A 13804-nucleotide genomic window follows, 5' to 3' on the forward strand; every position below is an offset into this window, starting at 1 on the left:
CTTCCAGAATCGGGAGAAACCATGAGCACGCGCTTCACACTGAACGGCAAGGCGACCAGCGTCGATGTCGACCCGGCCACCCCCCTGCTGTGGACCCTGCGCGACGACCTGGCGATGACCGGCACCAAGTTCGGCTGCGGCATCGCCGCCTGCGGCGCCTGCACCGTCCACGTGGACGGGCAGCCCACGCGCTCCTGCATCACGCCGGTGTCGATGGTCGCGGGCAAGAAGGTCACGACGATCGAGGCCGTCGGCAACGACAAGGTCGGCAAGGCGGTGCAAACGGCCTGGATCAAGCACGACGTCGCGCAATGCGGCTACTGCCAGAGCGGCCAGATCATGAGCGCAACCGGCCTGCTGAAGACCAACAAGGCGCCGAGCGACGCCGACATCGACGCCGCGATGGCCGGCAACATCTGCCGCTGCGGCACCTACCAACGCATCCGCGCCGCCATCCATGACGCCGCGAAGAGCATCGCCTGAGGACGCCCCGATGGACTTCGCACTCGTCGCCAAACGCCTCGCCGGCCAGTCGCCGGCCCCCGACACCGACGCTCGCTCCGGCGAATTCGACCGTCGTGGCTTCCTCAAGCTCAGCGCGCTCGGCGGCGGCGGCCTGGCCGTCACCTGGTCGGCACCCGCTGCACTGGCCGCCGAGGAGGGCGCGCCCGCCGCGCCGAAGAAGCCGGTCGACCCCAGCCCCTTCATCAAGATCCATCCCGACAACACGGTGGAGATCCGCGTCAACCGGCTCGACTTCGGCCAGGGCGCGCTGACCGCGCTGCCGATGCTGGTGGCCGAAGAGCTCGACGTCGACTGGAAGCAGGTGCGCGCCAGCCTCGCGCCGGCGGGCGAGGCCTACAAGGACCCGCTGTTCGGCATCCAGATGACCGGCGGCTCCAGCGCCGTGCCGAACTCCTGGTTGCAGTACCGCCAGATCGGCGCGGCCACCCGCGTGATGCTGGTCGCCGCAGCGGCCGCGCAGTGGAAGGTGCCGGCCGAGGCCTGCAAGACCGGTGCAGGCGTGGTCCGTCACGGCAACAAGAGCGCCACCTATGCCTCGCTGGCGGCAGCCGCGGCGAAGCAGCCGGTGCCGGCGACCGTGGTGCTGAAGACGCCGGAGAACTTCAACATCATCGGACACGGTCAGGGGCGCATCGATGCGGTCGCCACCGTGTCGGGCAAGAAGCACTACGGCATCGACCAGCGCCTGCCGGGGATGAAGGTCGCGCTGCTGCTGCGTGCACCGACCTTCGGAGGCCAGGTCGAGAGCTTCGACGCGAGCAAGGCGAAGGCGATCAAGGGCGTGATCGACGTGTTCCAGGTGCCGACCGACCGCGGCGGCAGTGGACTGGCCGTCATCGCCGACGGCTACTGGCCCGCCAAGCAGGGCCGCGAGGCGCTGCAGGTGAGCTGGAAGGCCGGCGTCGGCGGCACCGTCAGCAGCGACAAGCTGCTGGCCCAGTACCGCGAGGAAGCCAAGGCGCCGAAGCATGTGGCGCTCGCCGGCGACGGCGCAGCGATCGAGGCCGCCGCGAAGACGGCGCCGAAGAAGATCAGCGCCGAGTACGAGTTCCCCTACCTGGCGCACGCGCCGATGGAGCCGCTGAACGCGACCTTCGAGCTGAAGGCCGACCGCGCGACCGTGTGGGCCGGCACACAGTTCCAGACGGTCGACCAGATGGCGATCGCGCAGACGCTGGGCCTGAAGCCCGAGCAGGTCACGCTCAACACGCTGCCGGCCGGTGGCGGCTTCGGACGGCGCGCGGTGCCGAGCTCGGACTACATGCGCGAGGCCGCCGGCATCGCCAAGGCCTGGTACGCGAAGGATGCCAAGTCGCCGCTGAAGGTGATGTGGAGTCGCGAGGACGACATCAAGGGCGGCTACTACCGCCCGGCCCACCTGCACCGTGTCGACATCGCGCTGGATGCCCAGGGCCAGGTGCAGGGCTGGGATCACGTGATCGTGGGACAGTCGCTGGTGAAGGGCTCGCCGTTCGAGGCCTTCCTGGTCAAGGACGGCATCGACCACACGATGACCGAGGGCGTGGTCGAGAACACCTATGGGATGCCGATGCGTCTGCGCGCCACGCACCCGGACGTCGCGGTGCCGGTGCTGTGGTGGCGCTCGGTCGGCCACACCCACACCGGCTTCGTGATGGAGACGCTGGCCGACGAGGTGGCCCGTGCAGCGGGGCAGGACCCGGTGGCCTGGCGGCTCGCGAAGCTCGATCCGAAGAAGCATGCGCGCCACGTGGCCGCACTGAAGCTCGCGGTCGACAAGTCGGGCTATGGCAAGCCCTTGCCGGCCGGCCACGCCTGGGGCGTGGCGGTGCACGAGTCCTTCGGTTCGGTGGTGGCCTACGTGGTCGACGTGTCCGTGGTCGAGGGCCGGCCCAAGGTGCATGCGGTGACGGCCGGCGTGCATGCCAATCAGGTCGTCAACCCGACGGCCGCCGAGGCGCAGATCCAGGGCGGCGCGGTGTTCGGCCTGTCGATGATCCAGCCCGGTTTCGCGATCACGCTGAAGGACGGGGTGGTGGAACAGAGTCAGTTCAGCGACTTCGCGCCACCGCGCATCACCGATGCGCCGCCGGTGGCGGTGCACTTCGTGCCGAGCAACGATCCGCCCACCGGCCTGGGCGAACCCGGTGTGCCGCCGATTGCGCCGGCCGTGGCGAATGCCGTCGCCGCGTTGACGGGCAAGCGGCTGCGCAAGCTGCCGTTCGACACGCTGGCCTGACGCGCGGCGCGCATCGCCGGCCGCCGCTTGCGCGGGCGTTCGAGCGTCCGGGTTACCACTCGGGCTGGCCGGGCGTGGAGCGCCATGGCCCGCCGGGTGGAGCATTGAACGCCTGCGTCCGCGGGTGAGGCCTTAGGTAGAGCTCCCACTTCCGGTTTGCACGGGGTCGCGGTTTGATCGCATCACGGACGGCCGCATCGACCGGCCGGTGATGACAGAGCGCAATCTGGGAGGGTTCGGTGCGACAAGGGCCGGTGGTGGTGGTGTTGGCGGCGGGGCGCGGGGCGCGCTTTCGCGGCGGGCGGGGTGAACGCGCCCACAAGCTCGAGCAGCCGTTCGGCGGCTCGACGGTGCTCGAGACGACGCTCTCGCATGTGGTCCAGAGCCGGCTGCCGGTGGTCGTGGTGACGACCGAAGCACTGCATGCCCGCGTGACCGCCACCATCGCGGCACGCGATGTGGTCGTGCTGCCTGGCGCCGGCGACGATGAACTGCTGGGCATGGGGTACTCGATCGCCGCCGGCGTGACCGCCCGCTCGAATGCCAGCGGCTGGCTGGTGTTGCCCGGCGACATGCCGCTGGTGCAGCCCGCCACGCTGCGCGCCGTGGCGGCCGCAATGCCGCACCACCCCATCGTGTACGCCCAGCACCGAGGGCGCCGGGGCCACCCGGTGGCGTTTGCCGCCGAGCTGTACTCCGAACTGGCGCGGCTCAGCGGCGACGAGGGTGCGCGGCGTCTGGTGGCGCGCTATCCAGCGTTCGGCGTCGAGGTGCCGGACGGTGGGGTGCTGCTGGACGTCGATACCGAGCAGGACCTGCAGCAACTGCGCAGCCTGCACGCGGCGCACGCCGGCGAAGCCGCGGTGGACTGACCGCGCGGTCACCGCCGCGTGCGCGGTCTCGGCTAGTCGCCCAGCAGTTCTCCCAGCGGTTTCAGGTCCTCGACGCGGTCGCACACGGCCTTGACGGCCATCAGGATCGGCACGCCGAGCAGCAGCCCCCAGATGCCCCACAGCCAGCCCCAGGCCAGCACGCCCACGAACACCACCACCGGGCTCATGCGGCTGGTGCGGCTGGTCAGCCAGGGCGTGATCAGGTAGCCGCTGATGCAGTGGAGCACCAGCGACACGCCGCCCACCACCAGCGCCATGTCGAGCGTGCCGAACTGCAGGAAGGCGACCAGGGACGAGCCCACGGTGACCGCGATCGAGCCGATGTAGGGGACGAGGTTCAGCACCGCGGCCACGATGCCCCAGACGGCGGCGTGCTCCAGGCCGATCCAGAGGAAGGCGAGCCAGGTCGCCACGCCGACCAGGGCGCTGATGAGCAACTGCACCAGGAGGTAGCGCTGGATCTGCTCGGTGATCTCGTCCAGCGCCTCCACCGTGACGCGCCGCTGCGCGAAGGTCGGGCCCGCGATCTTCACCATCTTGCGGCGAAAGCTGTTGCCCGAGGCGATCAGGAAGTAGGTGATGAAGCAGACGACGGTGGCCTGCCCGATCAGCCAGGCCAGGCCCAGCGTGCTGCTCCACAGGTAGTCCCGGATGCTGAACTTGCGCGGCTCGATCTGTACCCGTTGCACGCCGCGCTGGCCCGCGGCCGAGGAAGCGGCCTCTTCCGCTGCCTGTTCGAGCTGGGTGACGGCCTTCTGCATCGTCTCCATCTTGCTGGTCGGCTCGTTGCGCGCCGCCCTGACGGCCTGGCGCAGCTTCTGGGCGGCGGCCGGCAGACTCTCGATCAGCTCGCTGGCATCGTCGCCGAGCGCGTAGCCGGTCGAGCCGGCACCGGCGAGGATGGCCAGCAGCAGCACCGCCGCGGCCAGCGAGCGCGGGATGCGCCAGCGCACCATGCGATCGACGATGGGCGACAGCGCGTAGCTGAACATCAGGCCGAGCAGCAGCGGGATGAACACCGCGCTGGCCCAGCGCAGCACCACCAGGCAGGCCAGCACCGCCAGCACGGCCAGCGAGAGGCTGCGCACGCCGACCGGCATGTGCAGGAGCACCGGTTGCGCAATGGCGGGTCTCTCCGTCGCAGGCAGCTCTTCGGCCGGAGGGACGTCGTCGATCGCTGGATCGTGTGGCATCGAAAACGGGTCGGTGGGGCAGGCGGTGCCTGCGGGGCCACGATGATGCACCTTCGGCCTGCGTCCGGCCCCGCGGGCTCGGCCGGCGGCAACCCGGGCCGGGCTAGGCCGTGAGACCGGCGCGCCGCGCCAGCGCCACCTGGCGCTCGATCGCGGGGTCGCGGATGCCGCAGCGACGCAGGCAGGCGGCTGTCTCGACCAGATAGTCGAGCGTGCTGCCGAACCGGCCTCGTGCGTGGCGCAGGATGCCGATCAGCGTGTCGTCGTCCAGTTCACCGATGTAGTTGGGGCTGCGTTTGCTGAGCGTGAACGCGAGCGCCGTGACCTGACCGTGCGGGGTCTGGCATTGCAGCCACTTCGGGTCGTAGACGCCGGTGAACATCTCGCGGTCCCACAGACGGCGCAGTTCCGCGTCGGCGCGCGACGGCTCGAGGCGGTAGACCATGCCGGAGCACGAGCCGCCCGGCACCAGGGCGCACACGAGGCCGGGGCGCTCGGGCGTGCCGCGGTTGATGCGCGAGCGCATGCGGAAGGCTCGGTGCTGGCCATGCACGCGCGCCAGACGCTGTTCGGCCGCCTCGAACTCGGGGCGCCAGATCAGCGAGGCGTAGCCGAAGATCCAGATGTCGCGCCGCGCCGGCCGGCCGGCCAGCGTGCGTTCGAGCAGCACCTGGGGATCGCGCAGCGGCGCGACCGAAACGGCGCCGGGCTCGACGGCGCAGGAGGCGGGCTCGGGGTCGTAATCCAGGGCTTGCTGCACGGCAACAAGATTGCGGCCTGAGGCCTGCCCCTGTCAAGCGGCAGCGAGGCTGCGGATCGCGCGAAAAACCACGCGGAACGGCCCCTTCACGGGCGTTCGATCAGTTCGATCTTGTAGCCGTCCGGGTCGGTGATGAAGGCAATCACCGTGCTGCCGCCCTGCACCGGGCCCGGCTCGCGCGTGATCGCGCCGCCCAGCGCCTGTGCCCGTTCGCGCACGGCGGCGCACGTGGCCGTGACATCGGCCACGCCGATGGCGATGTGGCCGTAGGCGCTGCCGAGCTCGTAGCGGTCGACGCCGTGGTTGTAGGTCAGCTCGATCTCGGCATGCTCTGGATTCGTGCCATAGCCGACGAAGGCCAGGCTGTACTTCTGCGCAGGTCGTTCGGTGGTGCGCAACAGCCGCATGCCCAGGACCTGGGTGTAGAAGTCGATCGAGCGCTGCAGGTCGCCGACGCGCAGCATGGTGTGGAGGAGTCTCATCGCGGAGCCGGGGCGTCGAAGACGAAGCAGGTGGTCGAGGCGTGAGCGTACAGCGTTCCATCGGGGCCAATCAGGCGGCCGTCGGCGGTGCCCATGCTGCGCCCGATGTGGATCAGCCGGCCCTCGGCACGCACCAGCGGCACCTTGTCGCTCAGCGCGCGCACCAGGCTGATCTTCAGTTCCACGGTGGTGTAGCGCTTGCCGGCCGGCAGCGCCGAGTGCACGGCGCAGGCCACCGCCGAGTCGAGCAACGTGGCGTACCAGCCGCCATGCACCGAGCCGAGCGGGTTGTAGTGGGGTGTGCCGGGCCGGCCCTGGAAGACGGCGAGGCCGCGCTCCATGTGCACCGGCAGGAAGTCCAGGGTGTCGCCGATCGGCGGCAGGGGCAGCTCACCGGCGAACATGGCCTCGAAGAACTGCAGCCCGCTCAACGAGGTGATCTGGTCGGGCCGGCTCACGCCGAAACGCGGGTTCCGTGCACGCACGGCGGCCTCGTCGGCCTGCCAGCGGGCCAGGGTGGCGGCGGCATCGATGGGGTGGGTTCGGTCATGGTCTGTCGATAAGAAAGTTGTAGATAAAATAATTGTAGCTACAATTAAATCATGACGACACTATCGACCTCACGCCCCGCGGTCTCGACCCCGCAGGGCTGCACCAACCTGAAGCTGCGGCAGCTCAGCCGCGCGGTAACGCGTCACTACGACGCCTACGTGGCGCCACTCGGACTCAAGAACACCCAGTACTCGCTGCTGTCGCACGTGGTCAAGCTGGGGCCGCTCCGTCCCGGCGACCTGGCCCGGCGCATGCGCCTGGAGGCGTCCACGCTGACGCGCAATCTCCAGCCCTTGCTGGCGCAAGGCTGGCTGACCCTGGGCCCCGGTGACGATGCGCGCAGCCGTCTCGTCGACGCGACCGAGGCGGGGCGGGCCAAGCGGGCCGAGGCGCAGCGCGCCTGGAAGCAGGCCCAGATCGCGCTGAACGAGCGGCTGGGCGCTGAGCGCGTCGCCGCGCTACACATGTTGATCGACGATTGCCTGGAACGGCTCGACGGAACCGGGGACGACAGCGATGAATGACGCCACCACCGTGCTCCGGCCCGCGCGCACCCTGCCGCGCTTGTGGATGGTGCTGCTCGCGGCGGCCGGTGCCTTCGCGCTGACGATGGGCGTGCGCCAGTCGATGGGCTTGTTCCTCGGCACCCTGAACACCAGCACCGGCCTGGGCATCGGCAGCATCAGCCTGGCCTTCGCCTTCGGCCAGCTGTGGTGGGGGCTGACGCAACCTTTTGCGGGCATGGTGGCCGACCGCATCGGCGCGGGGCGCGTGATCTTTGTCGGGGTGCTGCTGGTCACGCTGGGGACCGCGATCACCCCCTACATGCACACCACCGCCGGCCTGATCTTCGCGATCGGCATCCTGGCGGCCGGCGGCGCCGGCATGGCCGGGCCCTCGGTCCTGATGGCGGCGACCACGCGGCTGCTCGATCCGGCGCGGCGCGGCATCGCCGCCGGCGTGGTGAATGCCGGCGGGTCCTTCGGTCAGTTCGTGTTCGCGCCGGTCGCGCAGGGCCTCACGGCCGCGGCCGGCTGGGTGACGGCGATGCAGGGCATGGCGTTCATCGTCTTGCTCGCCTTGCCGGCCGCCTGGGTGTTGCGCGGCAACTCCCGGCAACTCGCGTCCGCCGGGAGTGCCCCGGCCGAGGGCACGCGCGCGGCCGTGCGGCGGGCTCTGGCCGATCCCAGCTACCGGCTGCTGAGCGCGGGCTTCTTCATCTGCGGCTTCCACGTCGCGTTCATCGGTACTCACCTGCCGGGCGTGGTGGCCGCGTGCGGGCTGCCGCCGGCCATCGGCGCCTGGTCGCTGGCGATCGTGGGCCTGTTCAACATCGTCGGCAGCGTGGGGATGGGCTGGGCGCTGAGCCACGGTGGCGGGCGCTGGCGTATGAAGTCGATGCTGTCGATCCTCTATGCCTCACGCGCCGTCGTGGTGCTGCTCTTCATGTTGGCGCCGAAGACGGAAGCGGTGATGCTGGTCTTCTCGGCCGCGATCGGACTCACCTTCCTGGCCACGGTGCCGCCCACCGCCGGGCTGGTCGCCAAGTTCTTCGGACCGACCCACATGGCCACGCTGTTCGGCATCGTCATGCTGGCGCACCAGCTCGGTGGCTTTCTCGGCGCGTACTTCGGGGGCAAGGCGTTCGAGTGGACCGGCGCCTACGACGCGATCTGGATCGTCGACATCCTGCTGGCGGTGGGCGCGGCGCTGGTGCACCTGCCGATCCGCGAGTCGCGCCCGGCGGCGCCCGGCGTCGCTGCGGCTCAGGCCTGAACCGAGTAGTTCAGCGCCAGCCGGCCGCCATCGGCGTAGACGATCTGGCCGGTCAGGTAGCTGGCCGCGTCGCTGGCGAGGAAGGCCACCACGTCGGCGATCTCGGCCGGCTCGCCGAGGCGCTTCAACGGCGTGCGGCCGAGGACGCGTTGTCGCGCCTCGTCGCTGGTCAGCACGGCCTGCGCGGCCAGTTCGGTGGCGATGGTGCCGGGCGCGACCGCGTTCACGCGCACGCCGTGGTCGGCCAGCGCCAGCGCCATCGCGCGCGTGAGCTGGTTGATGCCGCCCTTGCTGGCGTTGTAGCTGGCGATCGTGGGGATCGCCATCAGGCCGTTGACCGAGCTCATGTTGACGATCGCGCCGCTGCCCTGCGCCGCCATCGTGCGCGCGCAGGCCTGGCCGACAAGGAAGGCGCCCTTGAGGTTGACGCCGATCACCGCGTCCCAATCGGCCTCGGTCACGTCGAGAAAATCGGCCGCCTTGAAGATGCCGGCGTTGTTGACCAGCACGTCGATGCGCCCGAAGGCGGCCAGCGTGGCCGCGTGTGCGGCCTGCACCTGCTCGGCGCGCGACACGTCGCAGTGCAGGTAGATCGCACGCCGGCCTTCGCCCTCCAGGCGCTGCGCCAACACCGCGCCGCGCGCGTCGTCCACGTCCCACAACGCGACCGGCGCGCCTTCGCGAGCGAAGCGCTCCGCACAGGCGGCGCCGATGCCCTGGGCCGCGCCGGTGACCACGGTCACCCGGCCCGACAGCGCAAAGTTCACGGCGTTCATCTCGGCTCCCGAATGTCGAAAGCCCGCGCGCGGGGCGGGCTCTTGTCAAAGGCAGTTTAGTGCCGGCCGGCGCCGCACGGCAGCGCGGCGATCGCCGTGCGATCAGGCAGCAGCGCGGGCAATCTCCCTCATCGAGCGACGCAAGATCACCGCATCGGGCGCGGCCGGCGTGCCGCCGTCGATGCGGAACACCTTCACCGTTTCCGCCAGCGTGCCCGACTGCTGCGACAGCGACACCGCCGAAGCCGCCATCTGCTCGACCAGCGCGGCGTTCTGCTGAGTGATCGTGTCGAGCTGCGTGACCGCCTCGTTGATCTGCGAGATGCCGGTCAGCTGCTCGCGTGCGCCGTGGCTGATCTCGCCGATCAGATGGCCGACCTGCTGCACCGTGCGCAGGGCGTCGTCCATCGTCGAGCGGGCCGCGTCGGTGAGACGGTTGCCGGCGCCGACCTTGGAGGCCGAGTCCTCGATCAGCTGCTTGACCTCCCGCGCGGCCGTCGAGGTGCGCTGGGCCAGCGCCCGCACTTCGGAGGCCACGACCGAGAAACCGCGGCCCTGCTCGCCCGCACGGGCGGCCTCGACCGCGGCGTTGAGCGCGAGGATATTGGTCTGGAACGCGATCCCGTCGATCACCTGGATGATCTCGCCGATGCGCTGCGACGACGCGCTGATCTCGCCCATCGTGCGGGTGACGTCCTGTACCGCGTCGCTGCTGCGCTGGGTCACCGCCGTAGCCTGGGCGGCCAGGCGCGTGGCCTGTTCGGCCGAGTCGGCGCTCTGGCGCACGGTGCCGGTGATCTGCTCCATCGAGGCGGCGGTCTCTTGCAGGCTGCTCGCCTGTGATTCGGTGCGTCCCGAGAGATCCTGGTTGCCCGAGGCGATCTCGCCGGTGACGACGCGCATCTGCTCGATCTCGTTGCGCGCGTCGCGCACGATGGACTGCAGGTTCACGTTCAACTGGTTCAGCCCCTTCGTGAGCTGGCCGACGAGGTCGTGGCGGTCGTTGTCGATCTTCTGCGTCAGGTCGCCGGCGGCCATGCGATTGGCGAACTGCACCAGACGTGCGAGCGGAGCCACCGTCATCCGGTGCAAGGTGGCGGCAGCCGCCACCGAGCAGAGCAGCAGCGTGGCGCCGGCCGCCAGCGCCGGGCCGAGCGCCGGCATCGGCAGCAGGCGGCCGCCCGTGACGACAGCACCCGTCACGAAGCCGGTCGATCCCAGCAGCGCAGCGACGACGCCGAGCTTCACCTGAACCGGCAGGTGCAGCGCGTTCGAGAGGCGGCCCGCCCAGGTGTCGATCCGCAGGCGGCCGGCGTCGAAACGGTGGACCTGTTGTCCGGCGGCCTTCTCGGCGCGCATCACCGCGTAGAGATGCTCGGCGCGCTCGACGTCGGCGCGATCCGGGGCCGTGCGCACCGACATGTAGCCGGTCGGCCGGTCTCCGCTCATCAGCGGCGTGACGTTCGCGGTGACCCAGTAGCAGCTGCCGTCCTTGCGACGGTTCTTGACCAATGCCGACCAGGGTTGGCCGGAGGCGATGGTGGTCCACATGTCGCGGAAGGCTTCTTCCGGCATGTCCGGGTGGCGGATCATGTTGTGCGGCTGCCCCAGCAGTTCTTCGCGGGCGTAGCCGCTGACCGTGATGAAGGCCGGGTTGCAGTAGGTGATGCGCCCCTTCAGGTCGGTCGTCGAGACCAGGGTCTCGCCGGTGGGGAAGGGGTACTCGCTGGCGGTCACGGGGGTGTTCAGGCGCATGGGATCCTTTGGCGCATCGGTGAGTGCACCTGGATCATCGACAGCACGTCGCCCACACCGTTTGACGCAGCGCAACACCAGTCCCCCGGCCCACCACCAGCGCCGTGACGTGCGTCACGGCGCGGCCCGAAGCCTGCACCCTTGCTCAGCGTGCGCCGGTGGCGGGCGCCTGCGCGTTGCGCGCTTCGCGGTCGAGCCAGACGGCCAGGCCTTGCGCGTTGAGCTCCACGTCGACCGTCAGCAACTCGTCGATGTCTGCGTCGGAGAGTTCGCTGCCGGCGGCCCGGAGTCTCTTGCGATAAAGCTGCGCCAGGCCGCGGCGCAGTTGAAGCTCGCGGTCGTCGGCCGTCGCGAGCGGTCGCGCCAGTGCGACCATCGCATCGATCTGCTCGAACAGCTGCTCGGCGAACGAATCGACCTCGTCGATGCGGCTGTAGTGGGTGAGGTACATGCAATCCGGGCGCTTCTCGAGCATGCGCGCGATCGAGGCCTTCAAGGGGCCGGGCTCGAACTGCACCGGCGTCGTGGTCGGCAGCACGTAGCGACCGCCCGGGGTCCGGAACTCCGGATACGACAAGCCGAAGGTGTCGCCGGTGAACCAGCCGCGGCTGCGCTCGTCCCAGATGCAATGGTGGTGTCGCGCGTGGCCGGGTGTCTCGATCAGCAGCAGCGGCCGGCCGGCGAGGTCGAGCACCATGCCATCGTGGCTGGCGAGCACACGCTCTGCCGGCACCGGCTGCACCGTGCCGTAGGTGCGGGCCACCTCCTCGGCCCCGTACACCGCACTGGCGCCCGCGACCAGTGCGCTCGGGTCGATCATGTGCGGCGCGCCGCGCGGGTGCACCACCAGCCGGGCGTTCGGCAACTGCTGCATCAGCAGGCCGGCGGCGCCGGCGTGGTCGAGGTGCACGTGGGTGACGATCACGTAGTCGACGGCCTCGCGGTCCACACCTTCCGCGTCGAGCGCTGCCAGCAGACGCGGCAGCGCGTCGTTGATGCCGCTGTCGATGTAGGCGGCGCGGCCGCCCTCGACCAGGAGATAGGCCGCATCGAAGCGCTGCCGCATGAAGCCGGTGTCGATCGCGGTGATGCCGTGGCCGAGCGTTTCGAGGAACGGGAAGGTCGTCATCGCGGGAAAAGAAGGGAGTGGCAGGAGACATTTCGATTGTAGGAAGTCCCCGTCGGCGGCCTGTCCGCCTGGCGACAGGCGGGCCGGAAGTCGGCACGAGCCGTCCGGATGTGCGACAATCCTTGTTGCGCTGCAAAAAGCAGCCTCCCTCACCCGCAGCGCGGGCCCCGAGGGTCAGTGCATCGTCACCAGTCCGGCCCCACCCGTTTCCCATCGGGGCCATTGCACCCAGTGCAGTCCGTCTGTTGGTCGATGTGTTTTGGACCAACCTGCCGCATCTCTGCATGCGGCGATGACGGACCCGCCGGCAACCCGGCGGGGATGCTTCGTGACTGCTTCGAATTTTGAATCCCTTGGTCTTGCCGCTCCGCTGCTGCATGCCGTGACCCAGCTCGGCTTCACTGCGCCTACCAGCGTGCAGGAACAAGCCATCCCCGCTGCCCTGAAGGGCGGCGACTGGATGGTGAGCAGCCAGACCGGCAGCGGCAAGACCGCGGCCTTCCTGCTGCCGATGCTGCACCGCCTGCTGAATGCCGGCGCCGTCGAACAGACCCGCGTCGCCACGCCGCGCGCCGTGGTGCTGTGCCCGACCCGTGAACTCGCCCAGCAGGTGACCGCCGACGCGATCGACCTGATGCGCGGCGTGGGTGAAGCGCTGCGTGCCGAAGCCAAGCAGCACCCGCTGCGCGACGCGGCGCGCGGCCTGCGCATCGCCACCATCGTCGGCGGCATGCCGTTCGGCAAGCAACTGTTCGACCTGCGCGGTGCGCAGCTCGTCGTGGCCACGCCCGGCCGTCTGCTCGACCTGCACAGCCGCGGTCAGATCCGCCTCGACGCGACGCAGGTGCTGGTGGTCGACGAGGCCGACCGCATGCTGGACCTCGGTTTCGCCGAGGACCTGGCGGCGATTGCCGAAGCCACCGCCCAGCGCGACCAGACCATGATGTTCTCGGCCACCTTCGCGCCGCGCATCATGGCGCTGGCCAGCAAGCTGATGCGCTCGCCCGGCCGCCTGGAACTGGCGACCGCCCATGACGTGCACACCGACATCACCCAGACGCTGCATTGGGCCGACAACATGGGCCACAAGCAGGCGCTGCTGGAACACTGGCTGCGCGATGCCGAGGTGGACCAGGCCGTGGTGTTCGCCAGCACCCAGGTCGACACCGAAGCCATCGCCGAGGCGCTGCAGCAGCAGGGCCACTCGGCCGTCGCGCTGCACGGCGCGATGCCGCAGGCCGTGCGCAACCGTCGCCTGCAGAACGTGCGTGACGGCCATGTGCGCGTGCTCGTCGCCACCGATGTGGCGGCGCGCGGCCTCGACGTGCCGAGCATCAGCCACGTCATCAACTTCGGCCTGCCGATGAAGGCCGAGGACTACGTCCACCGCATCGGCCGCACCGGCCGTGCCGGCCGCAGCGGCACCGCGATCACCATCGCCGAGCACCGCGAGCGCGGCAAGATCCGTGCGATCGAGGCCTTCACCCGCCAGCCCATCGAGGCCAGCGTGATCGTCGGCCTGGAGCCGACGCCGCAGAAGGCGCGTCCGGCCAAGCCGATGCCCGGTCAGCGCCACGGCCAGGGCCGCAGCGGTCGCCCGGCGGGTGGTGGTTTCGGCGGTGGGCGCCGTGACGGCGCGCCGCGCTTCGGTTCGCGCGACGGCCGCTGAGCACGACGAAGCTTCCGCCTGAACGATCAGGGCTGCCGCGAGGCAGCCCTTTTTCGTGATGCGGGTCCGACCGCGC

Annotated in this window: 13 protein-coding genes; 6 read left to right on the forward strand and 7 right to left on the reverse strand. The window is 70.2% G+C overall.

What is annotated here, in order from left to right; translation table 11 throughout:
• Positions 1–21 precede the first annotated feature (21 nt).
• From ASC67_RS07965 to ASC67_RS07975, 3 genes are all read left to right on the forward strand, one after another.
• Positions 22–483 carry a (2Fe-2S)-binding protein gene (locus tag ASC67_RS07965; protein ID WP_056317571.1) on the forward strand — a complete coding sequence of 154 codons (462 nt, stop codon included), beginning with the start codon at positions 22–24 and terminating at the stop codon, positions 481–483.
• 10 nt (positions 484–493) lie between these two features.
• Positions 494–2743 carry a xanthine dehydrogenase family protein molybdopterin-binding subunit gene (locus ASC67_RS07970; protein WP_056317575.1) on the forward strand — a complete coding sequence of 750 codons (2250 nt, stop codon included), beginning with the start codon at positions 494–496 and terminating at the stop codon, positions 2741–2743.
• Positions 2744–2982: 239 nt separating this feature from the next.
• Positions 2983–3615 (forward strand): NTP transferase domain-containing protein, encoded by a 633-nt coding sequence (locus tag ASC67_RS07975; protein WP_056317578.1) that lies wholly within the window; start codon positions 2983–2985, stop codon positions 3613–3615.
• Between the two features lie 32 nt (positions 3616–3647).
• Here the strand turns inward: ASC67_RS07975 and ASC67_RS07980 are convergent, their stop codons facing one another.
• The 4 genes from ASC67_RS07980 to ASC67_RS07995 all read right to left on the reverse strand — a co-directional run bounded on the left by ASC67_RS07980 (position 3648) and on the right by ASC67_RS07995 (position 6556).
• Positions 3648–4829: an AI-2E family transporter gene (locus ASC67_RS07980; RefSeq protein WP_056317581.1), complete on the reverse strand. Its 1182-nt coding sequence runs from the start codon at positions 4827–4829 to the stop codon at positions 3648–3650.
• Between the two features lie 103 nt (positions 4830–4932).
• Positions 4933–5589: a gamma-glutamylcyclotransferase gene (locus tag ASC67_RS07985; protein WP_082535888.1), complete on the reverse strand. Its 657-nt coding sequence runs from the start codon at positions 5587–5589 to the stop codon at positions 4933–4935.
• Positions 5590–5675: 86 nt separating this feature from the next.
• Complete coding sequence (gloA, locus tag ASC67_RS07990; protein WP_056317583.1) at positions 5676–6071, reverse strand: lactoylglutathione lyase; 396 nt, start codon at positions 6069–6071, stop codon at positions 5676–5678.
• Positions 6068–6556, reverse strand: a complete 489-nt coding sequence (locus tag ASC67_RS07995; RefSeq protein WP_235566258.1) for a PaaI family thioesterase — start codon at positions 6554–6556, stop codon at positions 6068–6070. Before ASC67_RS07995 ends, gloA begins: the two co-directional genes overlap by 4 nt.
• A gap of 117 nt (positions 6557–6673) precedes the next feature.
• Between ASC67_RS07995 and ASC67_RS08000 the strand changes: the two genes are divergently transcribed.
• Together ASC67_RS08000 and ASC67_RS08005 are read left to right on the forward strand one after the other, a co-directional pair.
• Positions 6674–7147 (forward strand): MarR family winged helix-turn-helix transcriptional regulator, encoded by a 474-nt coding sequence (locus ASC67_RS08000; RefSeq protein ID WP_056317589.1) that lies wholly within the window; start codon positions 6674–6676, stop codon positions 7145–7147.
• Complete coding sequence (locus ASC67_RS08005) at positions 7140–8399, forward strand: MFS transporter (RefSeq protein ID WP_056317592.1); 1260 nt, start codon at positions 7140–7142, stop codon at positions 8397–8399. The genes ASC67_RS08000 and ASC67_RS08005 overlap by 8 nt, the downstream gene beginning before the upstream one ends.
• Here the strand turns inward: ASC67_RS08005 and ASC67_RS08010 are convergent.
• From ASC67_RS08010 to ASC67_RS08020, 3 genes are all read right to left on the reverse strand, one after another.
• The gene (locus ASC67_RS08010) at positions 8390–9175 is read right to left on the reverse strand and encodes an SDR family NAD(P)-dependent oxidoreductase (protein WP_056317594.1); all 786 of its coding nucleotides are present in this window, start codon (positions 9173–9175) and stop codon (positions 8390–8392) included. The two genes, ASC67_RS08005 and ASC67_RS08010, sit on opposite strands and share 10 nt — an antisense overlap.
• Positions 9176–9277: 102 nt before the next feature.
• Entirely contained in the window at positions 9278–10930 is a 1653-nt protein-coding gene (locus ASC67_RS08015; RefSeq protein WP_056317596.1) for a methyl-accepting chemotaxis protein, read from the reverse strand.
• 145 nt (positions 10931–11075) lie between these two features.
• The gene (locus ASC67_RS08020) at positions 11076–12059 is read right to left on the reverse strand and encodes an MBL fold metallo-hydrolase (RefSeq protein WP_056318281.1); all 984 of its coding nucleotides are present in this window, start codon (positions 12057–12059) and stop codon (positions 11076–11078) included.
• A 382-nt stretch (positions 12060–12441) separates the two neighbouring features.
• Between ASC67_RS08020 and ASC67_RS08025 the strand changes: the two genes are divergently transcribed.
• Entirely contained in the window at positions 12442–13728 is a 1287-nt protein-coding gene (locus ASC67_RS08025) for a DEAD/DEAH box helicase (protein WP_404932855.1), read from the forward strand.
• The last annotated feature ends 76 nt before the right edge of the window (positions 13729–13804 follow it).

This window comes from Methylibium sp. Root1272 (assembly GCF_001425905.1).
Lineage (GTDB): Bacteria > Pseudomonadota > Gammaproteobacteria > Burkholderiales > Burkholderiaceae_C > Methylibium.

Bases quoted from the DNA above. Each gene is read 5' to 3' on its own strand.
- gloA (WP_056317583.1), bottom strand. From the start codon at position 6,071: ATGAGACTCCTCCACACCATGCTGCGCGTCGGCGACCTGCAGCGCTCG.
- ASC67_RS08010 (WP_056317594.1), bottom strand. From the start codon at position 9,175: ATGAACGCCGTGAACTTTGCGCTGTCGGGCCGGGTGACCGTGGTCACC.
- ASC67_RS08015 (WP_056317596.1), bottom strand. From the start codon at position 10,930: ATGCGCCTGAACACCCCCGTGACCGCCAGCGAGTACCCCTTCCCCACC.
- ASC67_RS07970 (WP_056317575.1), top strand. From the start codon at position 494: ATGGACTTCGCACTCGTCGCCAAACGCCTCGCCGGCCAGTCGCCGGCC.
- ASC67_RS08005 (WP_056317592.1), top strand. From the start codon at position 7,140: ATGAATGACGCCACCACCGTGCTCCGGCCCGCGCGCACCCTGCCGCGC.
- ASC67_RS07980 (WP_056317581.1), bottom strand. From the start codon at position 4,829: ATGCCACACGATCCAGCGATCGACGACGTCCCTCCGGCCGAAGAGCTG.
- ASC67_RS08000 (WP_056317589.1), top strand. From the start codon at position 6,674: ATGACGACACTATCGACCTCACGCCCCGCGGTCTCGACCCCGCAGGGC.
- ASC67_RS08020 (WP_056318281.1), bottom strand. From the start codon at position 12,059: ATGACGACCTTCCCGTTCCTCGAAACGCTCGGCCACGGCATCACCGCG.
- ASC67_RS07965 (WP_056317571.1), top strand. From the start codon at position 22: ATGAGCACGCGCTTCACACTGAACGGCAAGGCGACCAGCGTCGATGTC.